This window comes from Deltaproteobacteria bacterium (assembly GCA_022340465.1).
Taxonomy (GTDB): domain Bacteria; phylum Desulfobacterota; class Desulfobacteria; order Desulfobacterales; family B30-G6; genus JAJDNW01.
This window is the reverse complement of record JAJDNW010000085.1, coordinates 1-23,701: the sequence shown is the minus strand read 5'-3', so window position 1 is coordinate 23,701 and position 23,701 is coordinate 1. Positions and strand designations below refer to the sequence as shown.

The window sequence follows — 23,701 nt, the reverse complement described above, 5'->3', positions numbered from 1 at the left end:
GGTTATGGTGTTTCGATCTCCGGATTAGGTAAAAGTTATGTTAATTCGTTTAATGTGAAATCCAAACGTCTTGACATGATGGTCGGGTTTGTATTAGTTCTAGATTTATGATAATTATTTTTAATTAACACTAATTAGGTGACCTGTCAGGATCGGAGCAATTAGATAATGCAGCAGATTAATTTAGTCAACATGATCAGCAATGCAGGGTTGATGGTTCAGTTTGTGCTTCTTCTACTGCTGTTTTTTTCGGTTACATCGTGGGCCATCATCGTCATAAAATTCCGGTATATCAAGCGGGCCTATCATGAATCGGCCCTTTTTACCGATCTTTTCTGGAAGAGCAGGGACCTGTCCAATGCCTATAAAGAGGCCAAGGAACTGCAGGGCAGCCCCATTGCCAGGATATTCCGCATCGGATACGTGGAATTGAGAAAAATCAGCCGCTCCGGTATGGCGGTCGGGGGAGGGCAGGCCGAAGGCCAGAACACCATGGTCGGTCGGTTTGCGGGCCTTGACAATATCAAACGCGCCCTGCGCCGGGCGATCAATACGGAAACCACCCGCATGACACAGATGGTGCCTTTTCTGGCGACAACGGGCAATACGACCCCTTTTATCGGACTGTTCGGCACGGTTTGGGGCATCATGAACTCCTTTCATGGCATCGGCGCCCGGGGATCCGCAAGCTTGGCCGTTGTCGCACCCGGTATCTCGGAGGCGCTGGTGGCCACGGCAGCCGGTCTGGCGGTGGCCATTCCGGCGGTTATCGCCTTCAACTATTTCATGCAGAAGATAAAGACCCTGGAATCGGAGCTGCACAGTTTTTCGGCGGACTTTCTGAATATAGTCGAACGGGACATCATGATGGTTGAAAGGAGGAGATTGGATGGCAATCGGAGGAAATGACGACCGTCTGATGTCGGAGATCAACGTGACGCCCATGGTTGACGTCATGCTGGTCCTATTGATCATCTTCATGGTGACGGCGCCCATGATGATTCAGGGAGTGGAGGTCGCTTTGCCCGAGGCAACCGCCAAGCCGATCGCCACGGAAACGGAACAACTCATTGTCTCAATCGACAAAAACAATCAGGTTTATATCAACGATTTCAAGGTTGACGCGGATAACTTAAACGAGAAGCTGGTAAAGATCCTGAAGGGCAGAACCGACCGGGACGTCTATCTGAAGGCCGATAAGACCATATCCTACGGCACGGTTGTTTACGTGATGTCGGAGATCAAGGGGGCAGGGGTTGAAAAATTGGGCATGATCACCGTGCCGGATGACGATACCAGGGATGAGAAGAAGTAAAGGGCCGAATGCCAACAGCGATACAGGGGCGCCGAGGAGCCTCCTGATCACGGAGATGGCCGGTGAAAGGCGGTTTGTCACCTGGGCGTTCGTCATTTCGTGCATCTGTCACCTGGCTGTTTTCGGCGGGCTGATGGCTACCCAGAAATACCAGCCCAAAAGACCGGCGAGGATGTCGGCGATCAGCGTCAGCCTGGTGGCGAGCCCGGTTGCAAAAACCGTGCATCCGGCCTCTGCCGCCGTGAAAAAGGATACGGCTCCTAAAGAGAAAGCATCCAAAAAAAAGGAGACCCGCAAGAAAGCGGTTGCGGTTGCCGCCAAGCCGGTGAAGAAAAAGCCCGTCGTGTCGACTTCCGGCAAAGCGAAAATTTCACTGAAGAAAAAGACGTTCAAGCCTTCCAAGGTCAAGAAAAACGTCCTTGAGGATATAGAGAAAAAGGTCGAAAAGGAGTCGTCCGAGCGCATCACGTCCGCCCTGGACCGGATAAAGGCCAAGGTCGAAGAACAGGAGCACGAAAGGCGCCCTCAAACCGAAGAAACGTCGCCCGAACAGACCGGTGCCGCCACCGGGCAGGGAACCGAAGGGGGGGGGGAACGGGTCGGCGAACTGATCGATATATACAGGGTCGAAATTGCTTACGAGATCCAAAAAAATTGGGCCTTTCCCGACCAGCTGGCCGAAGGAAGAAACGACCTGCAGACCATGCTGGTGTTCAAGGTCATGCCCAACGGTGAAATTCGCGACGTGTTTTTTACCGACCGGTCCGGCAACAACAATTTTGACGAATCCGCCTATCGGGCGATCATGAAATCCAACCCCGTTGATCCGCATCCTCCGGGAATAATAAGGCCTTATGTGCAGATGGGGCTGCGGTTTACACCGGAGGGAATCAAGTAGCTGAATGCCTATGAATCGTTTTTATTTGGTTAGACTCGTGGCCATCGTTTGCCTGGCCGGGCTGCTGATGTTGAATCCGGCGGCCGGCGCCGAAGAGTACGAATATATCGACATCAGCAACCCGTTTCTGCGAAAAATACCCACGGCTGTTCCCCGCTTCAAGAATTTGTCGGGTAACCAGGCCGCCGGGACCCTTGCCGTTGAACTCAGTGACCGTGTAGCGGACACGCTCGCGTTTACAGGGTATTTCGAGATGCTTGACCGGGGGGCGTTCCTGGCGGACCCGGAGAACCCCAACATCGTGGCCAGCCGCATCAAATTCCACAACTGGACAGCCATCGGTTCGGAGCTTTTGATTACCGGCGGCGTCGCTTCCGAGGGGGAAAGCATCGAGCTGGAGCTGAGACTTTTCGACACCTTTCAGGAAAAGATGATCATCGGAAAACGCTACAAAGGCAACAGGGGCAATCAACGCCAGATGATCAACCGGTTCTGCAGTGAAGTGATGCTCAACCTGACCGGAAACCGGGGCGTTTTCGACAGCCGGATCGCTTTCGTAAGTGCCAGCAACGGCAAAAAGGAGATCTACATTGCGGAATTCGACGGATACAACCCCCGGCAGTTTACGAACAACAACGACATTTCGCTGTTTCCAGCCTGGTCTTCGGATGGAAAGTGGATGGCCTACACGTCTTACGCAGGAGGCGGGCCGGATCTATATATACGGAATATAAAGGAAAAATACGTAACAATCGTCAGCAAAAAGGGGATACAGATAACGCCTGCCTGGGTGCCTGGAAAATTCGAACTTGCGGCAACCCTTTCTTTTTCGGGCGACCAGGAAATTTATCTGTTGACCGGAAGGGGGAAAATTATTAAAAGGTTGACTCAAAGCAGGGGCATAGACGTAGAGCCAACCTGGTCACCGGACGGCAGCGAAATGGCCTTTGTCTCCAAGCGATCCGGAACTCCCCAGGTTTACGTAAAGAACATGGGGTCGGGGCGGGTCAGGCGGTTGACCTACGAGGGGAGATACAACACCCAGCCCAACTGGTCCCCCAAGGGAGACCGGATAGCCTTTTCGGCAATGGTGCCGGGGTCTATCGACATTTACACCATCGGCGTCGACGGCAAAGGGTTGCGCCGGTTGACGGAAGGGCAGGGGGACAATGAGGCACCGTGCTGGTCACCGGACGGCAGCTTGATCGCTTTTTCCTCGAATCGGGAGGGGATCTCCAAAGTTTATATTATGACGGCTTTCGGGACGGATCAGAGACGCCTGATTTCCTTGCCGGGGGCACAGACGAGTCCGAAATGGTCTCCAAACATAACCAATCAGTGAATTTTTCAATAGGAAGTTAGAAAAGGAGGGAAAAATGCGGAAAAATAGATGGATATTGCTTGCACTGCTGATGGTGGTTCCAGGCTTGATGTTTACGGTTTCCTGCGCCAAGAAGGTTACCCAGGCGGAGCCGTCCACGGAAGAGGCAGTTGAAGCCGCAGAGCCCGAAGTGGATACCGCAGCCCGGATGGCCGAAGAACAAGCCGCCCAGGAAGAAGCCGCCAGGCAGTGGGAAATGGCAGCCGAAGAAGATTTGGAAGAACAGCGCGAGGCCGAAGCTGCTGCCAAGGAAATGGAGATGGAGCAGGATATGGCCGCGGCGAAACAGATGTTTGAAAACGAAGACATCTATTTCGATTTCGACAGTTCCGCCCTGCAGTCCATGGCACAGGAAGTGCTCAAACGCAAAGCGGACTGGCTTTTCGAGAATGTCGACATGTCGATCATTATCGAAGGTCACTGCGATGAAAGGGGCACCGAAGCCTACAATATCGCCCTGGGGGACAGGCGGGCGGAGAGCGCCAAGGCATTCCTGGTCGACATGGGGATCGACGCCACGCGTCTGACGACGATCAGCTACGGCGAAGAGCGCCCGGTCGATCCGGGTCACAATCCGGAAGCCTGGGCCAAGAACCGCCGCGCACACTTCGTGGTCGAGTAAACTGGATTGTACAACAAATTGAATTGATTAACGTTTCTGATGTGGTTTTCAATCCATGTGGGCAAGCAGTGGCGCGGCCGCTGCTTGCCCTTTTTGCAATTGAGAGAACCATAGGAGACCTATGCCGAAGAGACTCTTTTTCACCGCTGTTTGTCTGATCGTCGTTTGGGGGTGTGCCCACCAGGATGACGTCATTATACTGGACCAGCGCTTGGCCAGGATGGAAAAGCTGGGCCATGAACTGGACCGGAAGACCAGTAAGCTTGAAGACGATTATGATGCGATGCTCGCGCAGGATCGACGCAGCAGTAAAGCTTTGGAGCGGGACAATGCCGCCCTTCAGGAAGAGATTTCGAAAAGCGATTCAAAGCATGAACAGGAGAATCAGAAGCTGAGGGCCCAGTATGCCGGCATCAATGCGAACATCGTCGAGCTCAGGGACGACCTCCAGGCCGTTCGCGGCAACCTCGATGAAACGTCATTCACGTTCAACCAGCGGCTGGACACCAATGAACAACTCGGCAGGAACATCCAGACCAAGATCGAAAAAATGGCACAGGACCTCGGCAAGCTGGAAACGCGTGTCCAATATATAGAACAGTATTTGAACCTGAAGGAGGAAACGGTCGGAAGCCGGCTGCCCCCTGAAACCGGTGGCGGTGAAAAAAAACTGTCGGCCGACGATCTGTATGCCTCCTCCAAGCAGTCCTTCGACCAGGGTGATTTCGAGACTGCCGGGGCCGGGTTCGCAAAGATTATAAAGGAGTTTCCCAAGTCCCAAGACGCCGACAATGCGCAATTCTGGATCGGCGAGATTTACTACCGCGAGAAGTGGTATGAAAAGGCCATTCTCGAGTATCAAAAAGTTATCGAGAACTACCCCAAAGGGAACAAAGTGCCGGCGGCCCTACTGAAACAGGGATTCGCTTTCCTCTCACTGGGGGACAAAGCCAATGCGCGGCTGATTCTGAAAGAGTTGGCCAAAAAATATCCCCAGACCAACGAGGGGAAGATCGCTGTCCAGAAACTGAAGGAAATTCCCTGACCTTCATACTTCCTGTGTTCGCGTAGACCTAAACGTTGCATAAACGACATGGCAACTCCCTTCACAAGCGATCGGCTTTGCCGGAGATCGCTGATTATCTCGGACGCCTTGACGCTGGTCTCCTCAGGCCTCTGCAACCTCAGGGCCGGGGAGACAAATTTCTTACCGGGGGTGTTCAGTCCTGCATGATCAAAATCATCGGCATAGACCCAGGGTTGTCTGATACAGGAATAGGGATCGTCTCCGGAGAAGGGTTGAAGGTGAAGGCATACGCGTATGGAACGGTCAGAACGTCCAAAGGGTCATCCCTGCCGGGTCGTCTCACGAGAATTTACACCAGGCTGCATTCCATCCTCAACGATGAAAAACCAGACCAAATGGTAGTCGAGGACATCTTTTCGCTCAGCCAATATCCGAAATCGGGTATCACGCTGGGAAAAGTGACCGGAGTCATCCTGCTGGCAGGCTGTCAGTGCGGTGTGCCTGTATCCGAAGTGTCCGTCCGCGAAGTCAAAAAGATTCTGACCGGAAACGGCAATGCCGGGAAGTCACAATTGGAGCAGGCCGTCAGGAGAAAGCTGAAGCTCACGGAGCCTATCCGGCCCGACCACGCCTCGGACGCGCTGGGTCTGGCGCTGGTGGGGTTGTATCGGTATCGACACTAGGGTTAGCGGGTCTGTTGGGTTGGCGGGTCACGCAACAAACACAAAGAACACAACAAACACCATCAACACAGCTTTTGATATTGGAATGTAGCGTTTATATCTGTAAATGGAGTAATCGGTTGCGATGATAGGCTATCTGGAAGGAAAGCTGCTCAGCAGGGAGGGGGATGGCATTCTTTTGCTGGCGAACCAGGTGGGGTACGAAGTCCTCCTGCCGGTATTCGTCATGAACGCCTTCAGCGGTAAGCAGATCGGCGAGGAGGTGTCGCTCCATATTTACTACCAGCAGACGGAGCGGCAACCCAAACCGGTGCTGATCGGGTTCAACCATGAACTCGAAAAAGCGTTTTTCCAGTTGTTTATATCTGTTGAGGCCATCGGTCCCCTCAAAGCGGCCAGAGCCCTGACGCAGCCTATTGGCGATGTCGCCGCTTACATAGAAGCGGGTGATGTCGACAAATTAAAGACCATGAAAGGGATCGGGAACCGGACGGCCCAGAAAATCATCGCCACCCTCAAGGGCAAGATGGGCAGGTTCGCCCTGGTGCGGGAGGCGGCAGAACGAGAACCGGCGGTAACCGAAGAGGTGGAACGACAGGTGATCGACGTGCTGGTCAGGCAGCTGGGGCATAAATTGACGGAGGCCCGGCAACTGGTGAACCGAGCCATACAAAACAACCGCGCCATCACAACCCCGGAAGAGCTGTTCGAAGAGGTGTACCGGGTGCAGCGGGGGATGTAAGGAGTAAAGGTATCGATAATGTCGGAAAAACAACCAGCTGATTCCGGCGGCCAGCCAGAGGAATTCAAAAGCGGTTTGGTGGACCGGGAGATCGTGTCCGGATCACGGCTGCCGTCCGACGAGGAAACGGAAATCCTTTCCCTGAGGCCTGAAAGCCTGTCCGAGTACATCGGCCAAACAGAGGTCGTGGACACGCTGCACATCGCGATCGAGGCGGCCCATAAACGACAGGAAACCATGGATCATGTCCTGTTTCACGGTCCGCCGGGATTGGGCAAAACGACCCTGGCACATATCATCGCCAACGAGATGGGCAGCCGCCTGACCACGACTTCGGGCCCGGCGCTGGAGAAGGGCGGCGATCTCATCGGCATGCTGACGCACCTGGAGGAGGGCGACATCCTGTTCGTGGATGAAATCCACCGCATACCCAAAGCCGTGGAGGAATTCCTCTACCCGGCCATGGAAGATTTTGCCGTGGATTTCGTGTTCGACAAGGGCATTCATGCCAGGAGTCACCGGTATCGACTCAACCGGTTTACCTTGGTGGGGGCCACGACGAGGGTCGGATTGCTGTCGTCGCCCCTGCGGGACCGGTTTGGACTGTTGCGGAATCTCGATTTTTACGCGGAGCCGGAGCTGGTGAAAATCGCGACACGCTCGGCCAGATTGCTGGACATCGGCATTGACGATCCCGCTGCAGCCGAGTTGTCCAGGCGTTCCCGGGGAACCCCCAGGATCGTCAACCGCCTGCTCAAGCGCGTCAGGGATTACGCCCAGGTAAAAGGCGACGGCTTCATTGCCGGGGATATTGTCGAGGCCGCACTCTCGCTGGAAGGCGTGGATGTGATGGGGTTGACCCGTTTGGATCGCAAATACCTGCGGACAATAATCGAATACTACAAGGGCGGGCCTGTGGGCATCGATGCGATTGCGGCAACGCTTCAGGAGGAGACCGACACCCTGGTTGACGTTGTCGAGCCATACCTTTTGAAAACGGGGCTTGTCGTGCGGACGGCATCCGGGCGAAAGACGTCGGCGGCCGCTTACAAGCATCTGGGAATCGCAGTGCAGGAAACGCTTTTTTAATCCGCCCGCTACAGGGGGGTAGGAACCCCGCTAATCGAAAGCCAAATAGAATACCCAGCATGAACAAGTCATCAGGAGCCGACAGGGCCGGCTACAAAAGAAAAAAATGGAATATCATGTTCATCGGGGAAGACGGGAAGGTGTTCACCGTCAGGCATTTCAAAGGGGTGGTGGCCGGGTCTTTATGCGTGCTGATCGCCCTGGCGGTGACCCTCTTTTTTCTTCAGCATCAAAATTGGCATCGCCTGGAGGAGATCAGGGCCCTGGAGCGGGGCACGGCGGCTCTGGAAGCGCAGAACGAGAGCCTCAAAAGGGAGAAGGAGCAGATGCTGGCGCGGCAGGTCATCCTCGAATCCAGGCTCAAAGCCCTGCAGGGCGGGGACGCGCCCAATAAGGAAAAAGCCGCTTCTCCGGCGACCGCCGAAGCAGGGGGGATCGCCGGAGAGAATGCCGGCCCGGCCGAAAGCACCGCCGAAAAACAATCCACGCCGCCAACGTCCACGGAGAAGGCCGAACAGGCGGCAGACCCGGAAATCGATCCAACGCCCCCACCGCCGGTCACCATCGCCAACCGCGACCTGGTGGTTTGCCGTGATCCCCACGCCGAATTTATTCGGGTCGCTTACAAGGTAGTCAACGTGGGGCCGAAGCATACGCGGGTAACCGGACGCTCGGTGATCGTTCTGAAGAACAATGACATGAACCCTGAAGACTGGATCGTGCTGCCGAACGTTCCCCTTCACGACTTGAGGCCATCGGGTGAAAGCGGGAAGCGGTTTCGTATTTACAATTTTCGCACGCTGAATTACAGGGTTGCGGAATCCAAGCTAAAGGGGCCTTTGCACAGCGCTACCATCTATACCTATACCGAGGAAGGCGCATTGCTCATGGAAAGGGATTATTCCCTGGACGCGCAGACGGAGATATGCCCTTGAAAAATGCTGCGCATTTTTCGGTAAACGCGGCTGTCGTGCCATATCAGGAGAAGGTATTGAAAAATAAATCCAAAAGCATTTCCATTATCGACAGGGGATTGACCGTGGAGGGATCCGTGTCTTGCAGCGGCCAATTGGTCGTCAAAGGAGCCGTCAAGGGAAACCTCAACGGGGATGAGGTGATTATTGCCGAAGATGGCGCCGTTCACGCGGATGCCACCGTATCGATCATCACCATCGGCGGTCAATTCGACGGCACCCTGAGGGTCACGCAGAAGCTGGTCATCCTGCCCACCGGCCGTTGCCGGGGCAACATATCATGCAGGGATTTGACGGTGGAGGCCGGGGGGGTGTTGAACGGCGAGGTGGCATGCCCCCAACCTTGATGTTGACCCACCCGACGGCGCTATGCATCTTCTACATCTGCTTTTGGCCGGCTTCGAAGCCGGGCAAAAAAGCCTCGATATCCAATGCCACACCTTTGAAATTGTCGAAGGTTATATCTGTGAACGGAAGATCCAACGCCTCTCTGATGACGTCGAACATGGCCCGGTAATTGAGGAGAATACGGCGTGACCAATGCATCTCCAACTGCCCGGCCAGCTTCCGGATGTCCTCCCTGGGGCCCTCGATTTCGAGAAAATCTCCGAACGGCATGCTGTCCAGGCACACGGTCGAAGAAGCCAGGGCGAAGGATTCGCGATATTTTTCATACACTTGCTCGGGGTAAAATCCCAGGGCGCGAAGAATGTCCAGCATGGTGTCAACGTCGCTGACTTCCACCTCGTGTTCGGTCAATACCTTGAAATCGTTGTCGGTAAACGCTGGTTTCGCTTTGTATGTAAGCGTTGTGATGTCGTCTTTTCGAAGTCTCAAGAGCGATTCGTTTCGACGAAGGTCGCCGGCCGCATTTTCGAAACAGATGTTGTGCTCGAAAAAACGGCCGCGGGACTCGGCGCCGTTTCGCGCCAGGAGCTTGCGTGAGATTTCAGGATGCGGCAAAAAGAATTTGACTTCGATTTCGAGGGTACCCATATTACCGTGAATATTATAAAGCCTGGAGGGTGTCAATAAGGCGTAAGGCGTAGGGCTCAAGGCGAAGAACCCACAAAGAACGATGCCCTGAAACTTCCTTGCGCCATACGCCTTGGGCCTTGCGCCGCTGGGTTAAGGTGTATGAAATACACGCCTCACAGTTATGGGAATTCTATGACGTTAGACGTGAGGCGGGCTGCTCGTTTTACCTTTCACGGTTTGCACCATTCATCCCGGAATATAACCGAAAAAAACCCTTGACAGGCCGGGAAATATTATTTAAATACACGGATTCTTTTATCAGGGGAGAGAAATAGTGAAAAAGTATACATACAGCGCGAAGAATGCCGACATCGATGAAAAATGGTGGCTTGTGGATGCCGAGGGAGCCGTCCTCGGGAGGCTGGCCACGCAGATTGCCGCAAGGCTCCGGGGAAAGCACAACCCCATGTTTACGCCGCATGTGGACTCGGGTGACGCGGTCATCGTGGTCAACGCCGAAAAAATCGTCTTGACCGGGAAAAAATGGGCGCAGAAGAAATATTACCATCACAGCGGATACATCGGCGGCCTGAAAGAGATCACCGCCAGGAAACTGCTGGAAAAACGCCCGGAAGACTTGATTCGATATGCCGTCAAGGGCATGCTGCCCAAAAACAGACTCGGGCGGACATTGATTAAAAAATTGAAGGTTTACGCCGGGGGAGATCATCCCCATGAAGCCCAGAAGCCCGAAGCCCTGATTCTTAATTAGGATTGGAGGCGCCTGCAGCCCTTCGGTGCAACCGGAAGGCGACGAGGGTCTCGACGCAGACAACCGGAAATGAAAGATAAATAGAGGAAGCGCATGGCAGAAGAAAACATTTATTACGCTACTGGAAAAAGGAAGACGGCTATTGCCCGCACGTGGATGAAGCCCGGCAGCGGTGCGATCACCGTGAACAACCGTGAACTCGATGATTATTTCAGGGTGGGTACGGCCAAAACCATCATGCTGCAACCCCTGGTCCTGACCAATACCCGCGACAGCTACGACATCAAGATCAAGGTGATCGGCGGCGGCATCTCAGGCCAAGCCGGCGCCATTCGTCACGGCATTACCCGGGCGCTCATGATGGCAGACCCGGATTTGAGGCAGTCGCTGAAACGTGCCGGCTTTGTCCGCCGGGATTCCAGAGTGAAAGAACGTAAAAAGTACGGTCAGAAAGGCGCACGCGCAAGGTACCAGTTCTCCAAGCGGTAACCGCCCGGCCGACGTATCGACACCGTTCCATATTCGCAACATCAAAGCACCCCCTGGTCAGCATGACCCGGGGGTGTTTTTGTGTCCACTCCCGTGAATGGTTGCCTATACGGATCCGAGGGTAAGGCCCTAGAGATCAGAGGTCGGAGAGCGGAGGTCATGAACATCCAACATTGAACATCGAACGGCGCGCCATACATTTTCCGTTTCACATCTCACATTTATAAGTAGACGATGCCGTCGTCGAAACGGGTGAGGCGTTCCAGTCCGCTGCCCGTAATCAGGTGGGTGTTTTCGATGCCGACCACGCCCTGCCCGGGAAATATCAATTTGGGTTCCAGGGCGACGACCATCCCCTCTTCAAGGGGCATCTTCTGTCCGGCGGCGATGACGGGGTATTCATCCACTTCCAGGCCGATGCCGTGCCCGACAAATCGTACCCGCTGGTCATCGCCACCCATAAAATTGTCCGCATACCCTTTTTCCCGCACAAAATTCTCTGCCGCGGCATACAACTCGCCGCTTATCCGTCCGGGGCAGGCCTCGCGGGCCATGAGATCCTGGAGATCGAGCATGGCGTCATGCGCGGCGGCGAGTGCCGACGGCAGGCTGCCAAGGCAGTAGATGCGCGTACTGTCCGCCAGGTACCCCTGGTGGGCGAACACATAGTCGAAAAGCACGGGCTCGTTGCGCTGAACTTTCTTCCGGCCGGGCCCCTGGGCAAAGGCGGGGCTCAATGCCTCTCCGCCGGTCGGGGAGGCGAGCTGGCTGGGGACGGCGGCGGCCGCTCCCGACATGAGATGGCCGTAAAACATTTCGCTGCCCCACATGCGCATGCGGATCAACCCCTGGTGCCCCAGGCGTCGGGCTTCCGCTTCGAGCAGGCCCGCTAATTCGATTTCGGGCATGCCCTCCCTGATGATGGTCGCGGCATAGGCGGCGACCTGGTCGGAGAGGTTGGCCGCTTCGCGCATGAGACCGATTTCATAAGCTGATTTTACGGCACGCACCATTCTGATCATGGGGGAGCAGTCCCGCAGGCGGGCTTCGGGCCACAGACGGCGATAACGCAGGTACAGATTGGCCGGCAGCACATCCAGTTCCATGCCCAGGGTGCGCGGTTGCTCATAGCCGTGCTTCTTCAGGCTTTCCGGCAGTTGGCCGGGGCCGCTCAGGGAAATGATGGTGTCGATGGCCGATTCGGCGCGAGCCCGCCGCAGGTTCTTTTTAACCATGAGGATGGGAGCGCCCTCGACCGGCAGATAGAGGTGTGCCTGTTGCGAGGTCCCCGAGAAATAAAAAAGATCGGTATGCTGCAGCAGCAGCACACCGTCCAGGCCGGCGGCGGCCATTTGACGCTGCATGGTGGTAAGACGCGTTTCCAGTTCGGGTGCCGGCACGTTGGCGGCGGTGTTGAACATAGGAACTCCCCTTTACATTTGACTTCATCCCGCGGCTTACGCCGGGGGATGAAGTCAAATGGTAGTATATACACGCCGGCGGGTTTTTTCAAACGAATATTACGGCCGTCGCCGTCAGAGCATTTGCCATATATAGGCCTAAATTGAGCGATTTTCGGGTTTGCCGCAGATGCAAGGAAAATGTTATCCCGCTATAGTGGTCTATGCGCGATGACATTTGACACCGCAGGTGCGGTGAACCCGGAAATCCGGGCTTGCCAGGCGAAACTCAAAGAGCGAAGACTGGAGAGTTTCAAATATTAAGAGTTCAGGTAGATTTAAACCATTGAAAATAAACCCGCCACCCGCTCGGGGGGTACGGAACGGTATTCTGACAAACACAATAGAGCGGAGTCGTTGCCGAGCATCAACACTGGGCGACAAAAAAATGAAGTGCTTCGACGCCGGCGGACGCCTTGAAAAAATGCAAGCGGTGATGTAAGGATAATGCCATGGAGCACACCGACTATTTCATAAGGCGCTTTTTGCTGATCATCCCCACCTTTCTTGGGATTACGGTGCTTTGCTTCGGCCTCATTCAATTCGTTCCCGGCGGACCCGTGGAACAAGCCATCATGCAGATGCGCAGTATCGGGGCGTCGGAATCGGGCAGAGGAACGGGTGCGGCGGGGACGATATCGGAGGAGCAGCGCAAAGCCATCGAAGCCCATTTCGGATTTGACAAGCCCTTCTACCAGCGATACTGGCGCTGGTTGGTCACGGACCGGCTGGGCATGCGCATGGCATCCTACCGGTTCCCCAACAAGACCGCCTGGCAGCTCATCAGAGAGCGTTTCAGGGTGTCGCTGGTGTTCGGCATCACCGGGTTCGTTCTTTCCTATCTCGTGTGTATTCCGCTGGGCATCGTAAAAGCCCTGCGGCATGACCACGCCTTTGACATCGTGTCGAGCATTGTCGTGTTTGTCGGGTATGCCATTCCGCCCTTTGCCTTCGGGATGGTGCTGAAGATGCTGTTTGCCGGGACGGTGGACGGCCTGTGGGATCTGTTCCCCCTGTCCGGCTTCATCTCGGATTATTACGCGCAGCTCACCCTGTGGGGCAAGGTAAAGGACGTCTTTCATCACATGTTCCTGCCGGTCTTGTGCTACGTTATCGGTAATTTTGCAGTGCTGACGCTGCTCATGAAAAATTCGCTGCTCGAGCAGATCGGCAGGGACTACGTGCGCACGGTTCTTGCCAAGGGAGGCAGCTTTCAGCGGGCCATATGGGGCCACGCCCTGCGCAATGCCCTCATACCCATCGCCACCGGTTTCGGCGCCATCCTGACCGTCATGTTTGCCGGTTCGGTCATCATAGAGCAGGTGTTCGAGATTCCCGGCATGGGACGTTTGAGTCTCGAGGCGATCGTCGGCCGCGATTACCCTGTTTTCATGGGCATCCTGGCGCTGACCGCCCTGCTGGGACTGGTCGGCAATATACTGTCGGATTTTCTGTACGTCGTCATCGACCCCCGTATCAATTTTCAAAACGAGTAGAATATACCAAAGGCATGCGAACGCTCTTCAAAAACCCCATGACCCGCAAGCGTTTGATGCGTTTCAAGTCCTTGCGGCGGGCCTATTTTTCCTTTTGGATCCTTGCCGTGCTGTACGCACTGAGCCTTTGTGCAGAGATGATCTGCAACAGCGCGCCGTTGTACGTCCATTTCCAGGGGAATTCATACTTTCCTGTTTTTCATTTTTACCCGGAAGACGAATTTACCGGGAGCGGCCGGCAGACGAGGCCGGACTATCACAAAATAAGCCGTATGCCGCAGTTTTCGGAAAATGAGAACAACTACATGGTGTTTCCTCCCTTTCCCCACGGCCCGTACAGGAGTGTCGATCCCGATACGATCAAGGTGCCGGATGTGGTCACCCTGGTGTTTACCCCCATTCCCAGAGTGGGGACGGTCAACATCGGCGACGATTTTTCCATTCGAAGATCCGTAAAGCCGAAAGCCTTTACAGGCGTGCCGGCACGGGAGATAAAAAACCGGCGGCTCGGCGAATTTTTCGAGATACCGGAGGATGTCAGGGAGGCCGTCATGGCAAGGTTTGCCAACCGGTCTTCCCCGGCCATGAGCCGCATTGTCAGGGATCGTGAAGGGCGCCTTATATCGCTCTCCCTTTCAACCTACAAAAAGAGGGAGCGAACGCCCCGGTCAATTCGCCTCACCATGCGGTTCCCCGACGAAAGCAGCGGAAAGGATGCCGGGAAAAGCTACCGGATCCAGGTCAACCGCGACCTGGCGCGCGTGCAGCCATCCGGGGGGCGGGACGGGGATCTGTGGCCTGCTGTTTCGGAAGACAACCGCAGGGAAATAATGGCGACGGCCGCGAACCGCTTTTCCGGGCCGGTTGACGATTTGAAAGTTGCCGTCGGGGGGCGGAGCTATGTGGTCGCATTCGACAAACAGGATGTGCGCTTTCCTTTTCGGCCGGTCAAGGAGCATCTCATGGGGATCGACCGGGCAGGGAGGGACGTCCTGGCCAGGATTTTATACGGCATGCGGACCTCCATGACTTTCGGTCTGCTGCTGGTATTGGGGTCCATGGGCCTGGGTATCGCCGCCGGGGCCGTTCAGGGGTACTACGGCGGCCTGGTGGATATCAGCGGTCAGCGTATCATAGAGATTTGGAGCGCACTGCCGTTTTTATACGTAATGATTCTGATGGGGTCGATATACGGCCGGAGTTTTACCCTCCTGCTGGTCTGTTACGGCCTTTTCAACTGGATCGGCATCTCCTACTATATCAGGGCCGAATTCTTGAGGCTGCGAGGTCAACCCTTCGTGGAAGCGGCCAGGTGCATGGGCGTGCCGTCGCGGAAAATCATTTTCAAGCACATCCTTCCCAACGGCATGATACCGGTCGTCACCTTTTTCCCTTTTTCCCTGGTGGGGGCAATCGGATCCCTGGCCGCCCTCGATTACCTGGGATTCGGACTGCCGCCGCCCACACCCAGCTGGGGGGAGCTTCTTTTCCAGGCGCAACAGTACCGTTGGGCCTGGTGGCTGATCCTCTACCCGTCGCTGGCGCTTTTTCTGGTGATGTTGCTGGGTGTCTTCGTGGGTGAAGGCATTCGCAATGCCTATGATCCCAAGCAGTACACCCGGCTGGAATGACTTGGAGGCAGAATGCCAGAGGAAGAGAGAAAGTAAGAAGGAAAGAAGGTTAGAACGGGAGTCTGTGCTCGGTGTTCACTTGTAAATTGACAATTTTTCATCAGGACTTGACAGAAATTGACTACCGACCACAGGTTCTACATAAGTGACAAGGTTTAAAGCAGATAAATAAGGAACGGCAAGTGTCCGACAAACTGATCAGTGTTGACAACCTGCGTGTATCCTTTCCTTCCGACGAAGGGCGGTTCAACGCCGTAGACGGTGTTTCCTTCCACATCGGTTACGGCGAGGTCCTGGGCATTGTCGGTGAGTCCGGCTGCGGGAAATCGGTGACCGCTCTGAGCATGATGCGCCTGATTCCATCCCCCCCGGGCTCCATCGACAGCGGGCGTGTCTTATTCAAGGACAGGGACCTCTTGAAGGTCGACAAGCGGGAGATGCGGCGTATCAGGGGCAGGGATATCAGCATGATCTTTCAGGAACCCCTTTCGGCTCTTTCACCGCTGCAGAAGGTCGGGCGGCAAATGGCCGAGGTCCTGCGTATCCATGACAACATGCCGATGAAAAGGGCCCTGGGCGAATCTGAAAAATGGCTGGAAAAAGTCAGGATTCCGGATGCCGCCCAACGGCTGCAAGCCTATCCCTACCAGCTTTCCGGGGGCATGCAGCAGCGCATCATGATCGCTATGGCATTGATGCAGTCGCCGGACCTAATTATTGCGGACGAGCCGACGACCGCCCTGGACGTGACCATCCAGGCCCAGATATTCAGCTTGATCGCAGAGATGAAGCAGGAAAAGACGTCCATCCTTCTGATCACCCACGACATGGGGGTGGTGTGGGATATGTGCGATCGTGTTGTGGTGATGTATGCCTCGCGGATCGTGGAAAGCGGCGGCACGGAAGACATATTTACAAAACCGGCCCATCCCTACACGCGCGGGCTTTTAAAGTCAATTCCCCGGCTCGGCAACGGGAGCGGGGAAAGATTGGAGGCGATTGCCGGCAGTGTGCCCGGCCCGGGCAGCTACCTTTCAGGCTGTCGCTTCCGGGACCGCTGCCCAATGGCCTTTGACCGCTGTGCGCAGGAGACGCCCGATTTTAAGAGGGTTTCCGAGGGACATGCGGCGGCCTGTTTTCTCGCCGGCGAATTGGCGAGGGGAAAGCGGTAACTCCCTTCACAAACCGCCGGCTCTGCCGGCGTCTGCTGTTTGTGTAGAGCGGTTGTCAGAAAAACGTTTCGAATGGCGTGCCTCTATTACGGAATAGACTTGCGGCAATCGGTATAACCCTCGACGTCGAGAAAAAAAGAGTGTCATCCCTATGAATAAAAGCGCCAACATAGTGGAAGTGAAGGATCTCAAAACCTGGTTTCCCATCCGGCACGGCGTGTTGGCAAGAACCGTGGGGCACGTGCGGGCCGTCGACGGGGTTTCCTTTTTTGTCGCCAGAGGCGAAACCCTGGGACTGGTGGGGGAATCGGGCTGCGGCAAGAGCACGCTGGGAAGAACGCTCATGGGCCTGGAAAAAATATATGCCGGCGAGGTTCTCGTGGAAGGGAAATCACTGGCGGCGTTGTCCGGAAGACAACTGCGGTCGTTGCGGCGTAGGATTCAGATCGTTTTTCAGGATCCGCTCTCCTCCCTCAATCCGCGCATGAACACCCTCGATATCGTCACCGAGGGCATGATCCAATTCGGCCTGCTGGATGGCGACAGGGAGGCCGTTGCCGGTAAACTGATGGCGGAAGTCGGCCTCAGCGCAGATATGATCTACAGGTATCCGCACGAGTTTTCCGGGGGGCAGCGTCAGCGGATCAACATTGCCAGGGCGGTTTCCCTGAAACCCGATTTCATCGTCTGCGACGAACCCGTGAGCGCTCTGGACGTGTCGGTTCAGGCCCAGATCATCAACCTCCTGCTGGACCTGAGAAAAAAGTACGGTCTGGCATATCTTTTCATCTCCCACGATCTGAGCGTCGTTAGCCACATTTCCCACCGCGTGGCGGTCATGTATTTGGGAAAAATAGTGGAATACGGCAGGACGGCGGCGGTCATCCAGCAGCCCAGGCACCCCTACACCCGTGCGCTTGTCGACGCGATACCGGTTCCCGGCAGCCATCGCCGCGAAAAGATCGTTCTGTCCGGAAGCATGCCGTCACCGGCCAATCCGCCTCCCGGCTGTCCGTTTCACCCGCGCTGTCCGGAAGCGATGGCCGTGTGCCGCACAAGGTATCCGGCGGAGAGCGGGGACGAGGAGCGGCGGGTGCGCTGCCACCTCTACTAAATTTCAATTTGGAAAATAAACCCGCCACTCTCTCAGGGCATACGGAACGTTATTCTGACAAACACGATAGAAATTGTTGAAATCGATACCGGCCCAACTGCCGTCTTCCTCGTCGGTTGGGCCGGTATCGATTTCAAATGGGAATAATTGACATTTACCAACGCTTCTTTTATAAACCAGCAGTCATTATCCAGTACCCGTAGAAAAATGACCCATGCACCATCCATTTTTTTGGATGAGCCGATAAGCGTTTAAAGAAATCAACAGCCTGAAATTAAAAATATAATTTACATTAGAAACGGCTTTTTTGCACTGCATTGAGCAGAAAACAATCCATTGGTCAGTCGATCCTGGATGCAATGCCAACCGCCTGTTTGCAATGGTGAGGTAGGAACATGACAAACACCCTGACCCCCTTAAGCGCCATTTCCCCGGTCGATGGACGCTATCGCCGTGCAACCGAACCGCTGGCCGCCTACTTTTCAGAGCAGGCGCTCATTCGCCACCGCGCGATGGTGGAAGTCGAATATTTCATCGCCCTGTGTGAGATTCCGCTGCCGCAGCTGGCGCGATTCCCGCATGATCGGTACGCCCCCTTGCGGCAGATCATTGCCGACTTTTCCGATGAAGATGCCCTGCGCGTCAAGGCGATCGAGAAAGAGACCAACCACGATGTCAAGGCTGTCGAATACTTTCTCAAGGAAGCCTTTGACCGACTGGGCACAGGGGCCTTTTCCGAATTTATCCATTTCGGCCTGACGTCGCAGGATGTCACCAACACGGCCGCACCGCTGTGCCTCAAGGCCGCCTGGGAAAACATTCTCAAGCCGGGACTGGAATCGATTTTGGAGTGGATGAAGGCGATGGCCCATGAATGGCGGGACGTGGTGATGCTGGCGCGCACGCATGGACAGCCGGCGTCCCCCACCAGCATGGGAAAGGAAATTTTTGTCTTCGCAGACCGCTTGACCGGACAGCTCGCCCTGACCGAACATATCCCTTTTGCGGCCAAGTTCGGCGGGGCCACGGGCAATTTCAACGCCCACTACGCGGCCTATCCGGAGATCGACTGGATTGGGTTTGCCGACCGCTTTGTCAATCGGACGCTGGGGCTGAAACGATCGGCGGTCACCACTCAGATAGAGCCTTATGACCACCTTGGCGCCTTGTTTGACAACCTGAAGCGCATCAACACCATTTTGATCGATTTCTGCCGGGATATCTGGACCTACATCGCCTTCGATTATTTCAAACAGAAAATCAAAGCGGGAGAGGTCGGGTCATCGACCATGCCCAACAAGGTCAACCCCATCGATTTCGAGAATGCCGAAGGCAATTTCGGGGTGGCCAACGCCCTGTTCGAGCACCTATCGGCCAAGCTGCCCATATCGCGGATGCAGCGCGACCTCACCGATTCAACCGTTATGCGCAATATCGGGGTACCCATCGGTCACACCCTCATCGGCATCAAAAGCGTGCAGCGGGGATGCGGCAAGCTGATTCTCAACGCAACCGCCATCGATAACGACCTGGATAACCAGTGGGCCGTCGTGGCGGAAGGCATCCAGACCATTCTTCGCCGGGAGGGCTATCCGAAACCCTACGAAGCGCTCAAAGCCCTCACGAGGACCCATGCCAGGATCGACCGGAAAACGCTTGCCGCGTTTATCGACGGCCTGGATCTTTCGCAGGAGATCAAGCGGGAACTCAAGGCAATCACGCCGAAAACGTACACGGGGAGATATAATTATTAGGGGAGAAAAAATGCGCATCGTCTCTTGGAACGTCAACGGCATCCGTGCCGCCGTGAAAAAAGATTTTAAAGGATCCCTGTCCGCCATGCAGGCCGACATTCTCTGTATCCAGGAGACCAAGGCCCAGGATCGACAGGTCCAAGAGGCCCTGGCCGACATCGGCGGTTACCATATCTATTCCAATTCGGCCGTTAAAAAGGGGTATGCCGGAACTGCCGTGCTGACCAAAAGGGCGCCGACGGCCGTGCGCCTGGGCATGGGCATGGAAGCTCACGACCAGGAGGGTCGCGTGATAGCCATGGATTTTGACGCGTTCCTGCTGGTGACCGTCTATACCCCGAATTCCGGCAGCGAGTTGAAGCGCCTCGAATACCGTCGACAGTGGGATGCCGACTTTCTTCTTTATCTTAAAGGGCTGGCGTCGGAAAAACCGGTCATTGCCTGCGGCGATTTCAATGTCGCCCACCGGCCTATCGACCTCGCCAGGCCGGAGCCGAACTACAACAAGACCGCCGGCTATATGCAGGCCGAGATCGACGGCATGGACAACCTGCTTGCCTCCGACTTCATCGATGCCTATCGTTACAAAAACCCCACAACGGTCAAGTACAGCTGGTGGAGCTATCGGGCCGCGGCCCGGAAAAAAAACATCGGCTGGCGTATCGACTATTTTCTGGTTTCCCCTGAACTCACAGCCGCGATCGCCGGGGCGGACATGCTCAATGACGTCATGGGATCCGACCACTGCCCGGTTCGCCTGGATGTGGACATCGAGCGGTGATGCGCAACATTTTCCTCATACTGGTGGTCCTCGCCTGTTTTCCGGGGCATGCCGCTTTCGGTGGCGACGGCGCGGCTTCCGCCGCTTCTGGGTCCGATGAAAGCGTCGCGAAAGAACCCCTGGCGGAAGAGCCGCACGCACTTTCGGCCGACCCCTCCGGGACCGGTTTCTGGGAGAAGGCCTGGGGATGGACGCCGAGAAACGCCGTGATGCCGGGGATGTGGAGCATCCACCTGGATGGAACCGGTGAGTATTTCGGCGACGGAAGCAACAATGACCAGCAGAATCTTTTAGGCATCCAGCTGTTTGGCTTTACCGCCGGCGTCTTTACCAACAGCCACAATGACCCCTGCTGGTTCTTCGGCCCCGCAAGAGAGATTTATACCCAACAGCTTTCGGAAAATCTGCGCTTCGACATCGGCTACAAGTTCGGCCTGCTCTCCGGCTACGGGGACGATCTACCCAACATCAACGGCATGTCCGCGTTTGCCGAGGCCATCTTCAGCTTTACCTGGAAAAGGTTGGGATTCGATGTGGGGGTGCTGCCGACCTTTATCATTACCGGCAGCTTCAGAATCGATATCGATTTCATGGATTGAACACGTCGTCGAAATGGACCGCATCCGCTTTCATCGGGAGGGGCAGGCCGGACTGCACGGCGTCTTCCAGATCCGCCAGGGAGTCCTCGTCGATCCACCAGTACCAGTATGCGCTGGTTTCATCACCATATTTTGACAGTACCGTATCCGGCATTCCAAATTTGTTCCAGTAAAGCAGGCGGGTGTAGTTGGTATTCCACAGGAGGACGTAGGGAAATTCACGGTAGATGAGTTGGTCGATCTCCCGGTAGATGGCATTGCGTTGCTTGATGTCGAAAATGCCTTTCTGCTTTTCGATGAGCTCGTCCACCCGCTTGTTTTTAAAACCGGTGATGTTGTTCCCGCTGCGCCTGTCGGCTTCCGAGGACATCCACATGCCTTCCGGGTTTTTAAAGATGCCCGATCCCCAGGAGGCCCAGGTCATTTCATAATTGAACTCATCCATGTCCCTCGCCCATGACGCCCAGTCCTTTTTATCGATGATGAGTTCGATGCCCACATCCTTCAGGTCCTCTGCGTAGATGGACGGAAATTTTTCCAGGGAAGCCTGGCTGATCAGAAAGCGGAAGGAAAAACGCCTGCCGTTTTTTTCCAAAAAGCCGGTAGCGGGATTCACGACCCAGCCCGCTTGGTTGAGGAGGTCGCGCGCCTTCTTTTTGTCAAACTCGATCAGGGGGTTGGGGCAGGGGTGCTTTTTGTCATAAAGGTCTTCATAGTAGGATCTTTGCAGAAAATACTGACTGTACATGAGGGTGCTGTTCATTTTTCTGCGGTCCAGAAGGTAGGCCATGGCCTGCCTGACCCGGACATCGTCGAAAGGAGGCTTGCGCATGTTCATGGCAAAGCCCTGAAAACCGACCGGTTTTGCGTTGTAGATTTTCTGCTTGACGATCCAGGCCTTGGAGAAACTTTCGCCCTTGGTTTCGTTTACCCAGAGCCTGGAGGTGTAGACCGGGAAGAGATCGATGAGCCCTTTTTTGAAAGCTTCGAAGGCGTTTTCCCTTTCCGCATAAAAGCGGAACCGCAACCGGTCGAAGTTGCCCGTGTGTTTGTTGCGCGCGGCGCCTATGTGCCACCAGTCCCCGCGCCGCTTCAGGATGAGCGACAGCCCCTCGTCGATGACGCCGAGGGCATAGGGCCCGGAGGTGACGGGAAAATCGAAGGTGATTTTGTTGAAATCATGCCCGGTCATATGGTGCTGCGGCAGTATGTGGAACCCCCCCACGGCCGACAGATTCATCCAGTGGACATTTTTCGCCGTGAAGCGGATGGTGCGCCGATCGAGGATCGTGGGGGACTCGAACCGTTCGAGGCTGACCTTGTGAACACCGGTCATGTTTTTGGGGTCCATGATCGCGTCAAAGGTCCACTTGACATCTTCAGCGGTTATGGGTTCCCCGTCGCTCCATTTCGCGCGTCGGTCGAGGGTGAAGGTAAATGTTTTTTTGTCGTCGGAAATAGACCACGTTTCGGCCAGATCGGGCTCATAAGCCAGGGTCAGGGGGTTCATGGCCAACAGGGTTTCGAACATGGCTCCGAAAATTTCGGCCGTGAAGCTGTTGTTGTCGAGATAGTAGTTGAGGCTTTTCGGATATTGGCCGGCAAAAATGGAGATCTCGCCGCCTACGACAGCATCCTGGCCGGCCATGGGGTTGGGGGCGTCCCGCCATCCCGGTTTGGGGTAGCGATCTTCTGCAACCGCGGAAAGCGTTCCTGTGAAAAAAATCAGGAAGAGGATGATAACCAGTCGTTTTCCCATGGCATAAAATAAGATAGAGATGAGCTCATAGCTGACAGGTCATAGCTCATGGCACGCTATCAGCTATGAGCTGTGCGCTTTTTTCCCCTTGGCCCCCAATGCTTCGGATTCGGCCGAAGGTGGTTGGCTCACGGATGATAAGACCGGCGCCGGAACCTACGGCGCGGGTGCCTAATGGCCTTCAGCGGTTGCGGCCTCTTTTTCTTCGGTTTTATTCTGCTTTTGTTTTAAAGCGGCTTCCTTGTCGGCCTTCATTTTGGCTGCCTGGGCTTTTTTCGCTTTTTCTTCGGCCAGTTTGGCTTCGTTGGCGGCTTTCTGCGCTTCAGCCGCCCGATGTTCCAGTTCGTCCAGCATTTGCCTGGCCTGAGTCGTTTTCTTGGCGACCAGTTCCTGCTGAATATCCTCCAGATCGAGGCCTGCGGCCTCCTTGAGATAGCCCAGAGCCGCCTTGAGGGATGCGGTGGAATTTTTGTCGATGGCGGCATCCGCCTTGGACATGAGGGCCATCAGGTCGATGTTGTTTATCCTGGCTTGGGCGGACGCTTTTTCTGCCGGGGTCGTACTGTACGAAAGGGCCTTTTCAAGATAGGCTTTTTCCGCATCGAAATCGGGCATGCCTTCGACCTCCAGGAGCGTTGCCGCTTTGTCCCGGTAGTAGCTGTATATCAATGAGAAAACGTCGTCGCGGCGGTAATCCTGCTGCGTTTTGTCTGGAAGCTCTATACCCGGCAGCGAGATCAACCGGCTGGCTCCCTTGGGGGCGAAATTCCCCTGCCACACCTCGACGGCGCCGTTTACCGGTTTGAGATAATACCGGTTGTGATTCAGGAAGCTTGCGATGACGATCAGCAGAATCAGAAAGCCCAATCCGCCCAGCCCGATTTGAGCCATACGGTTGCCGGGTTCCGACGGTTTGGAGGCGTCGGGTGGCGGCGCATAGCTGATCGAGGGTTTGGGTTCCTGTG

Annotated in this window: 24 protein-coding genes; 20 read left to right on the top strand and 4 right to left on the bottom strand. The window is 55.4% G+C overall.

Features of this window, described 5'->3' with window-relative positions; genetic code table 11:
- The first annotated feature begins 168 nt into the window (after window positions 1-168).
- The 11 genes from tolQ to LJE94_12580 all read left to right on the top strand — a co-directional run bounded on the left by tolQ (window position 169) and on the right by LJE94_12580 (window position 9,078).
- A complete protein-coding gene (gene tolQ / locus LJE94_12630) occupies window positions 169-909 on the top strand; it encodes a protein TolQ (protein ID MCG6910956.1) in 741 nt (246 codons plus the stop codon).
- Window positions 890-1,315: a protein TolR gene (tolR, locus tag LJE94_12625; protein ID MCG6910955.1), complete on the top strand. Its 426-nt coding sequence runs from the start codon at window positions 890-892 to the stop codon at window positions 1,313-1,315. The genes tolQ and tolR overlap by 20 nt, the downstream gene beginning before the upstream one ends.
- Entirely contained in the window at window positions 1,302-2,213 is a 912-nt protein-coding gene (locus LJE94_12620) for a TonB family protein (protein MCG6910954.1), read from the top strand. Before tolR ends, LJE94_12620 begins: the two co-directional genes overlap by 14 nt.
- Before the next feature lie 10 nt (window positions 2,214-2,223).
- Entirely contained in the window at window positions 2,224-3,555 is a 1,332-nt protein-coding gene (gene tolB / locus LJE94_12615; GenBank protein MCG6910953.1) for a Tol-Pal system beta propeller repeat protein TolB, read from the top strand.
- Between the two features lie 34 nt (window positions 3,556-3,589).
- Window positions 3,590-4,216: a peptidoglycan-associated lipoprotein Pal gene (pal, locus tag LJE94_12610; GenBank protein ID MCG6910952.1), complete on the top strand. Its 627-nt coding sequence runs from the start codon at window positions 3,590-3,592 to the stop codon at window positions 4,214-4,216.
- Window positions 4,217-4,337: 121 nt separating this feature from the next.
- Window positions 4,338-5,261 (top strand): tol-pal system protein YbgF, encoded by a 924-nt coding sequence (gene ybgF / locus LJE94_12605; GenBank protein MCG6910951.1) that lies wholly within the window; start codon window positions 4,338-4,340, stop codon window positions 5,259-5,261.
- A 185-nt stretch (window positions 5,262-5,446) separates the two neighbouring features.
- Window positions 5,447-5,926 carry a crossover junction endodeoxyribonuclease RuvC gene (locus LJE94_12600; protein MCG6910950.1) on the top strand — a complete coding sequence of 160 codons (480 nt, stop codon included), beginning with the start codon at window positions 5,447-5,449 and terminating at the stop codon, window positions 5,924-5,926.
- A 124-nt stretch (window positions 5,927-6,050) separates the two neighbouring features.
- On the top strand, window positions 6,051-6,668 hold the full coding sequence (locus LJE94_12595) for a Holliday junction DNA helicase RuvA (GenBank protein ID MCG6910949.1): 618 nt from the start codon (window positions 6,051-6,053) through the stop codon (window positions 6,666-6,668).
- Window positions 6,669-6,686: 18 nt separating this feature from the next.
- Window positions 6,687-7,757 carry a Holliday junction branch migration DNA helicase RuvB gene (gene ruvB / locus LJE94_12590; GenBank protein ID MCG6910948.1) on the top strand — a complete coding sequence of 357 codons (1,071 nt, stop codon included), beginning with the start codon at window positions 6,687-6,689 and terminating at the stop codon, window positions 7,755-7,757.
- A gap of 59 nt (window positions 7,758-7,816) precedes the next feature.
- Window positions 7,817-8,692 (top strand): hypothetical protein, encoded by an 876-nt coding sequence (locus LJE94_12585; GenBank protein MCG6910947.1) that lies wholly within the window; start codon window positions 7,817-7,819, stop codon window positions 8,690-8,692.
- Between the two features lie 56 nt (window positions 8,693-8,748).
- The gene (locus LJE94_12580) at window positions 8,749-9,078 is read left to right on the top strand and encodes a polymer-forming cytoskeletal protein (GenBank protein ID MCG6910946.1); all 330 of its coding nucleotides are present in this window, start codon (window positions 8,749-8,751) and stop codon (window positions 9,076-9,078) included.
- Window positions 9,079-9,109: 31 nt separating this feature from the next.
- Here LJE94_12580 and LJE94_12575 read toward each other — a convergent pair whose 3' ends face one another.
- A complete protein-coding gene (locus tag LJE94_12575) occupies window positions 9,110-9,727 on the bottom strand; it encodes a class IV adenylate cyclase (GenBank protein MCG6910945.1) in 618 nt (205 codons plus the stop codon).
- A 316-nt stretch (window positions 9,728-10,043) separates the two neighbouring features.
- On the opposite strand from LJE94_12575, the gene rplM reads away from it, so the two are divergent.
- Together rplM and rpsI are read left to right on the top strand one after the other, a co-directional pair.
- Entirely contained in the window at window positions 10,044-10,481 is a 438-nt protein-coding gene (gene rplM / locus LJE94_12570) for a 50S ribosomal protein L13 (GenBank protein MCG6910944.1), read from the top strand.
- Between the two features lie 93 nt (window positions 10,482-10,574).
- Window positions 10,575-10,970 (top strand): 30S ribosomal protein S9, encoded by a 396-nt coding sequence (gene rpsI, locus LJE94_12565; GenBank protein ID MCG6910943.1) that lies wholly within the window; start codon window positions 10,575-10,577, stop codon window positions 10,968-10,970.
- A gap of 221 nt (window positions 10,971-11,191) precedes the next feature.
- On the opposite strand, the gene LJE94_12560 is transcribed toward rpsI, so the two are convergent.
- Entirely contained in the window at window positions 11,192-12,391 is a 1,200-nt protein-coding gene (locus tag LJE94_12560; protein MCG6910942.1) for a Xaa-Pro peptidase family protein, read from the bottom strand.
- A gap of 491 nt (window positions 12,392-12,882) precedes the next feature.
- On the opposite strand from LJE94_12560, the gene LJE94_12555 reads away from it, so the two are divergent.
- The 7 genes from LJE94_12555 (at window position 12,883) to LJE94_12525 (ending at window position 20,977) form a co-directional block, all read left to right on the top strand.
- Entirely contained in the window at window positions 12,883-13,926 is a 1,044-nt protein-coding gene (locus tag LJE94_12555; GenBank protein MCG6910941.1) for an ABC transporter permease subunit, read from the top strand.
- A gap of 14 nt (window positions 13,927-13,940) precedes the next feature.
- The gene (locus LJE94_12550) at window positions 13,941-15,557 is read left to right on the top strand and encodes an ABC transporter permease subunit (protein MCG6910940.1); all 1,617 of its coding nucleotides are present in this window, start codon (window positions 13,941-13,943) and stop codon (window positions 15,555-15,557) included.
- A gap of 182 nt (window positions 15,558-15,739) precedes the next feature.
- A complete protein-coding gene (locus tag LJE94_12545) occupies window positions 15,740-16,729 on the top strand; it encodes an ABC transporter ATP-binding protein (protein MCG6910939.1) in 990 nt (329 codons plus the stop codon).
- Between the two features lie 151 nt (window positions 16,730-16,880).
- Complete coding sequence (locus LJE94_12540; protein ID MCG6910938.1) at window positions 16,881-17,843, top strand: ABC transporter ATP-binding protein; 963 nt, start codon at window positions 16,881-16,883, stop codon at window positions 17,841-17,843.
- Window positions 17,844-18,238: 395 nt separating this feature from the next.
- The gene (gene purB, locus LJE94_12535) at window positions 18,239-19,597 is read left to right on the top strand and encodes an adenylosuccinate lyase (GenBank protein MCG6910937.1); all 1,359 of its coding nucleotides are present in this window, start codon (window positions 18,239-18,241) and stop codon (window positions 19,595-19,597) included.
- A 10-nt stretch (window positions 19,598-19,607) separates the two neighbouring features.
- Window positions 19,608-20,378: an exodeoxyribonuclease III gene (xth, locus tag LJE94_12530; protein ID MCG6910936.1), complete on the top strand. Its 771-nt coding sequence runs from the start codon at window positions 19,608-19,610 to the stop codon at window positions 20,376-20,378.
- Entirely contained in the window at window positions 20,378-20,977 is a 600-nt protein-coding gene (locus tag LJE94_12525) for a hypothetical protein (protein MCG6910935.1), read from the top strand. The genes xth and LJE94_12525 overlap by 1 nt, the downstream gene beginning before the upstream one ends.
- Here LJE94_12525 and LJE94_12520 read toward each other — a convergent pair.
- A complete protein-coding gene (locus LJE94_12520; GenBank protein ID MCG6910934.1) occupies window positions 20,967-22,736 on the bottom strand; it encodes an extracellular solute-binding protein in 1,770 nt (589 codons plus the stop codon). The genes LJE94_12525 and LJE94_12520 overlap by 11 nt on opposite strands.
- A 171-nt stretch (window positions 22,737-22,907) precedes the next feature.
- Window positions 22,908-23,701: hypothetical protein (locus tag LJE94_12515; protein MCG6910933.1), on the bottom strand; the 794-nt coding region annotated here is incomplete at its 5' end.

What these genes read in the sequence shown, in the direction of transcription:
- LJE94_12520 (MCG6910934.1), bottom strand. Translation starts at nt 22,736, where the DNA reads ATGGGAAAACGACTGGTTATCATCCTCTTCCTGATTTTTTTCACAGGA.
- ybgF (MCG6910951.1), top strand. Translation starts at nt 4,338, where the DNA reads ATGCCGAAGAGACTCTTTTTCACCGCTGTTTGTCTGATCGTCGTTTGG.
- tolQ (MCG6910956.1), top strand. Translation starts at nt 169, where the DNA reads ATGCAGCAGATTAATTTAGTCAACATGATCAGCAATGCAGGGTTGATG.
- purB (MCG6910937.1), top strand. Translation starts at nt 18,239, where the DNA reads ATGACAAACACCCTGACCCCCTTAAGCGCCATTTCCCCGGTCGATGGA.
- LJE94_12620 (MCG6910954.1), top strand. Translation starts at nt 1,302, where the DNA reads ATGAGAAGAAGTAAAGGGCCGAATGCCAACAGCGATACAGGGGCGCCG.
- LJE94_12555 (MCG6910941.1), top strand. Translation starts at nt 12,883, where the DNA reads ATGGAGCACACCGACTATTTCATAAGGCGCTTTTTGCTGATCATCCCC.
- tolB (MCG6910953.1), top strand. Translation starts at nt 2,224, where the DNA reads ATGAATCGTTTTTATTTGGTTAGACTCGTGGCCATCGTTTGCCTGGCC.
- LJE94_12575 (MCG6910945.1), bottom strand. Translation starts at nt 9,727, where the DNA reads ATGGGTACCCTCGAAATCGAAGTCAAATTCTTTTTGCCGCATCCTGAA.
- LJE94_12595 (MCG6910949.1), top strand. Translation starts at nt 6,051, where the DNA reads ATGATAGGCTATCTGGAAGGAAAGCTGCTCAGCAGGGAGGGGGATGGC.
- pal (MCG6910952.1), top strand. Translation starts at nt 3,590, where the DNA reads ATGCGGAAAAATAGATGGATATTGCTTGCACTGCTGATGGTGGTTCCA.
- xth (MCG6910936.1), top strand. Translation starts at nt 19,608, where the DNA reads ATGCGCATCGTCTCTTGGAACGTCAACGGCATCCGTGCCGCCGTGAAA.
- LJE94_12540 (MCG6910938.1), top strand. Translation starts at nt 16,881, where the DNA reads ATGAATAAAAGCGCCAACATAGTGGAAGTGAAGGATCTCAAAACCTGG.
- LJE94_12600 (MCG6910950.1), top strand. Translation starts at nt 5,447, where the DNA reads ATGATCAAAATCATCGGCATAGACCCAGGGTTGTCTGATACAGGAATA.
- LJE94_12560 (MCG6910942.1), bottom strand. Translation starts at nt 12,391, where the DNA reads ATGTTCAACACCGCCGCCAACGTGCCGGCACCCGAACTGGAAACGCGT.
- LJE94_12525 (MCG6910935.1), top strand. Translation starts at nt 20,378, where the DNA reads ATGCGCAACATTTTCCTCATACTGGTGGTCCTCGCCTGTTTTCCGGGG.
- rpsI (MCG6910943.1), top strand. Translation starts at nt 10,575, where the DNA reads ATGGCAGAAGAAAACATTTATTACGCTACTGGAAAAAGGAAGACGGCT.
- LJE94_12550 (MCG6910940.1), top strand. Translation starts at nt 13,941, where the DNA reads ATGCGAACGCTCTTCAAAAACCCCATGACCCGCAAGCGTTTGATGCGT.
- LJE94_12585 (MCG6910947.1), top strand. Translation starts at nt 7,817, where the DNA reads ATGAACAAGTCATCAGGAGCCGACAGGGCCGGCTACAAAAGAAAAAAA.
- ruvB (MCG6910948.1), top strand. Translation starts at nt 6,687, where the DNA reads ATGTCGGAAAAACAACCAGCTGATTCCGGCGGCCAGCCAGAGGAATTC.
- tolR (MCG6910955.1), top strand. Translation starts at nt 890, where the DNA reads ATGGCAATCGGAGGAAATGACGACCGTCTGATGTCGGAGATCAACGTG.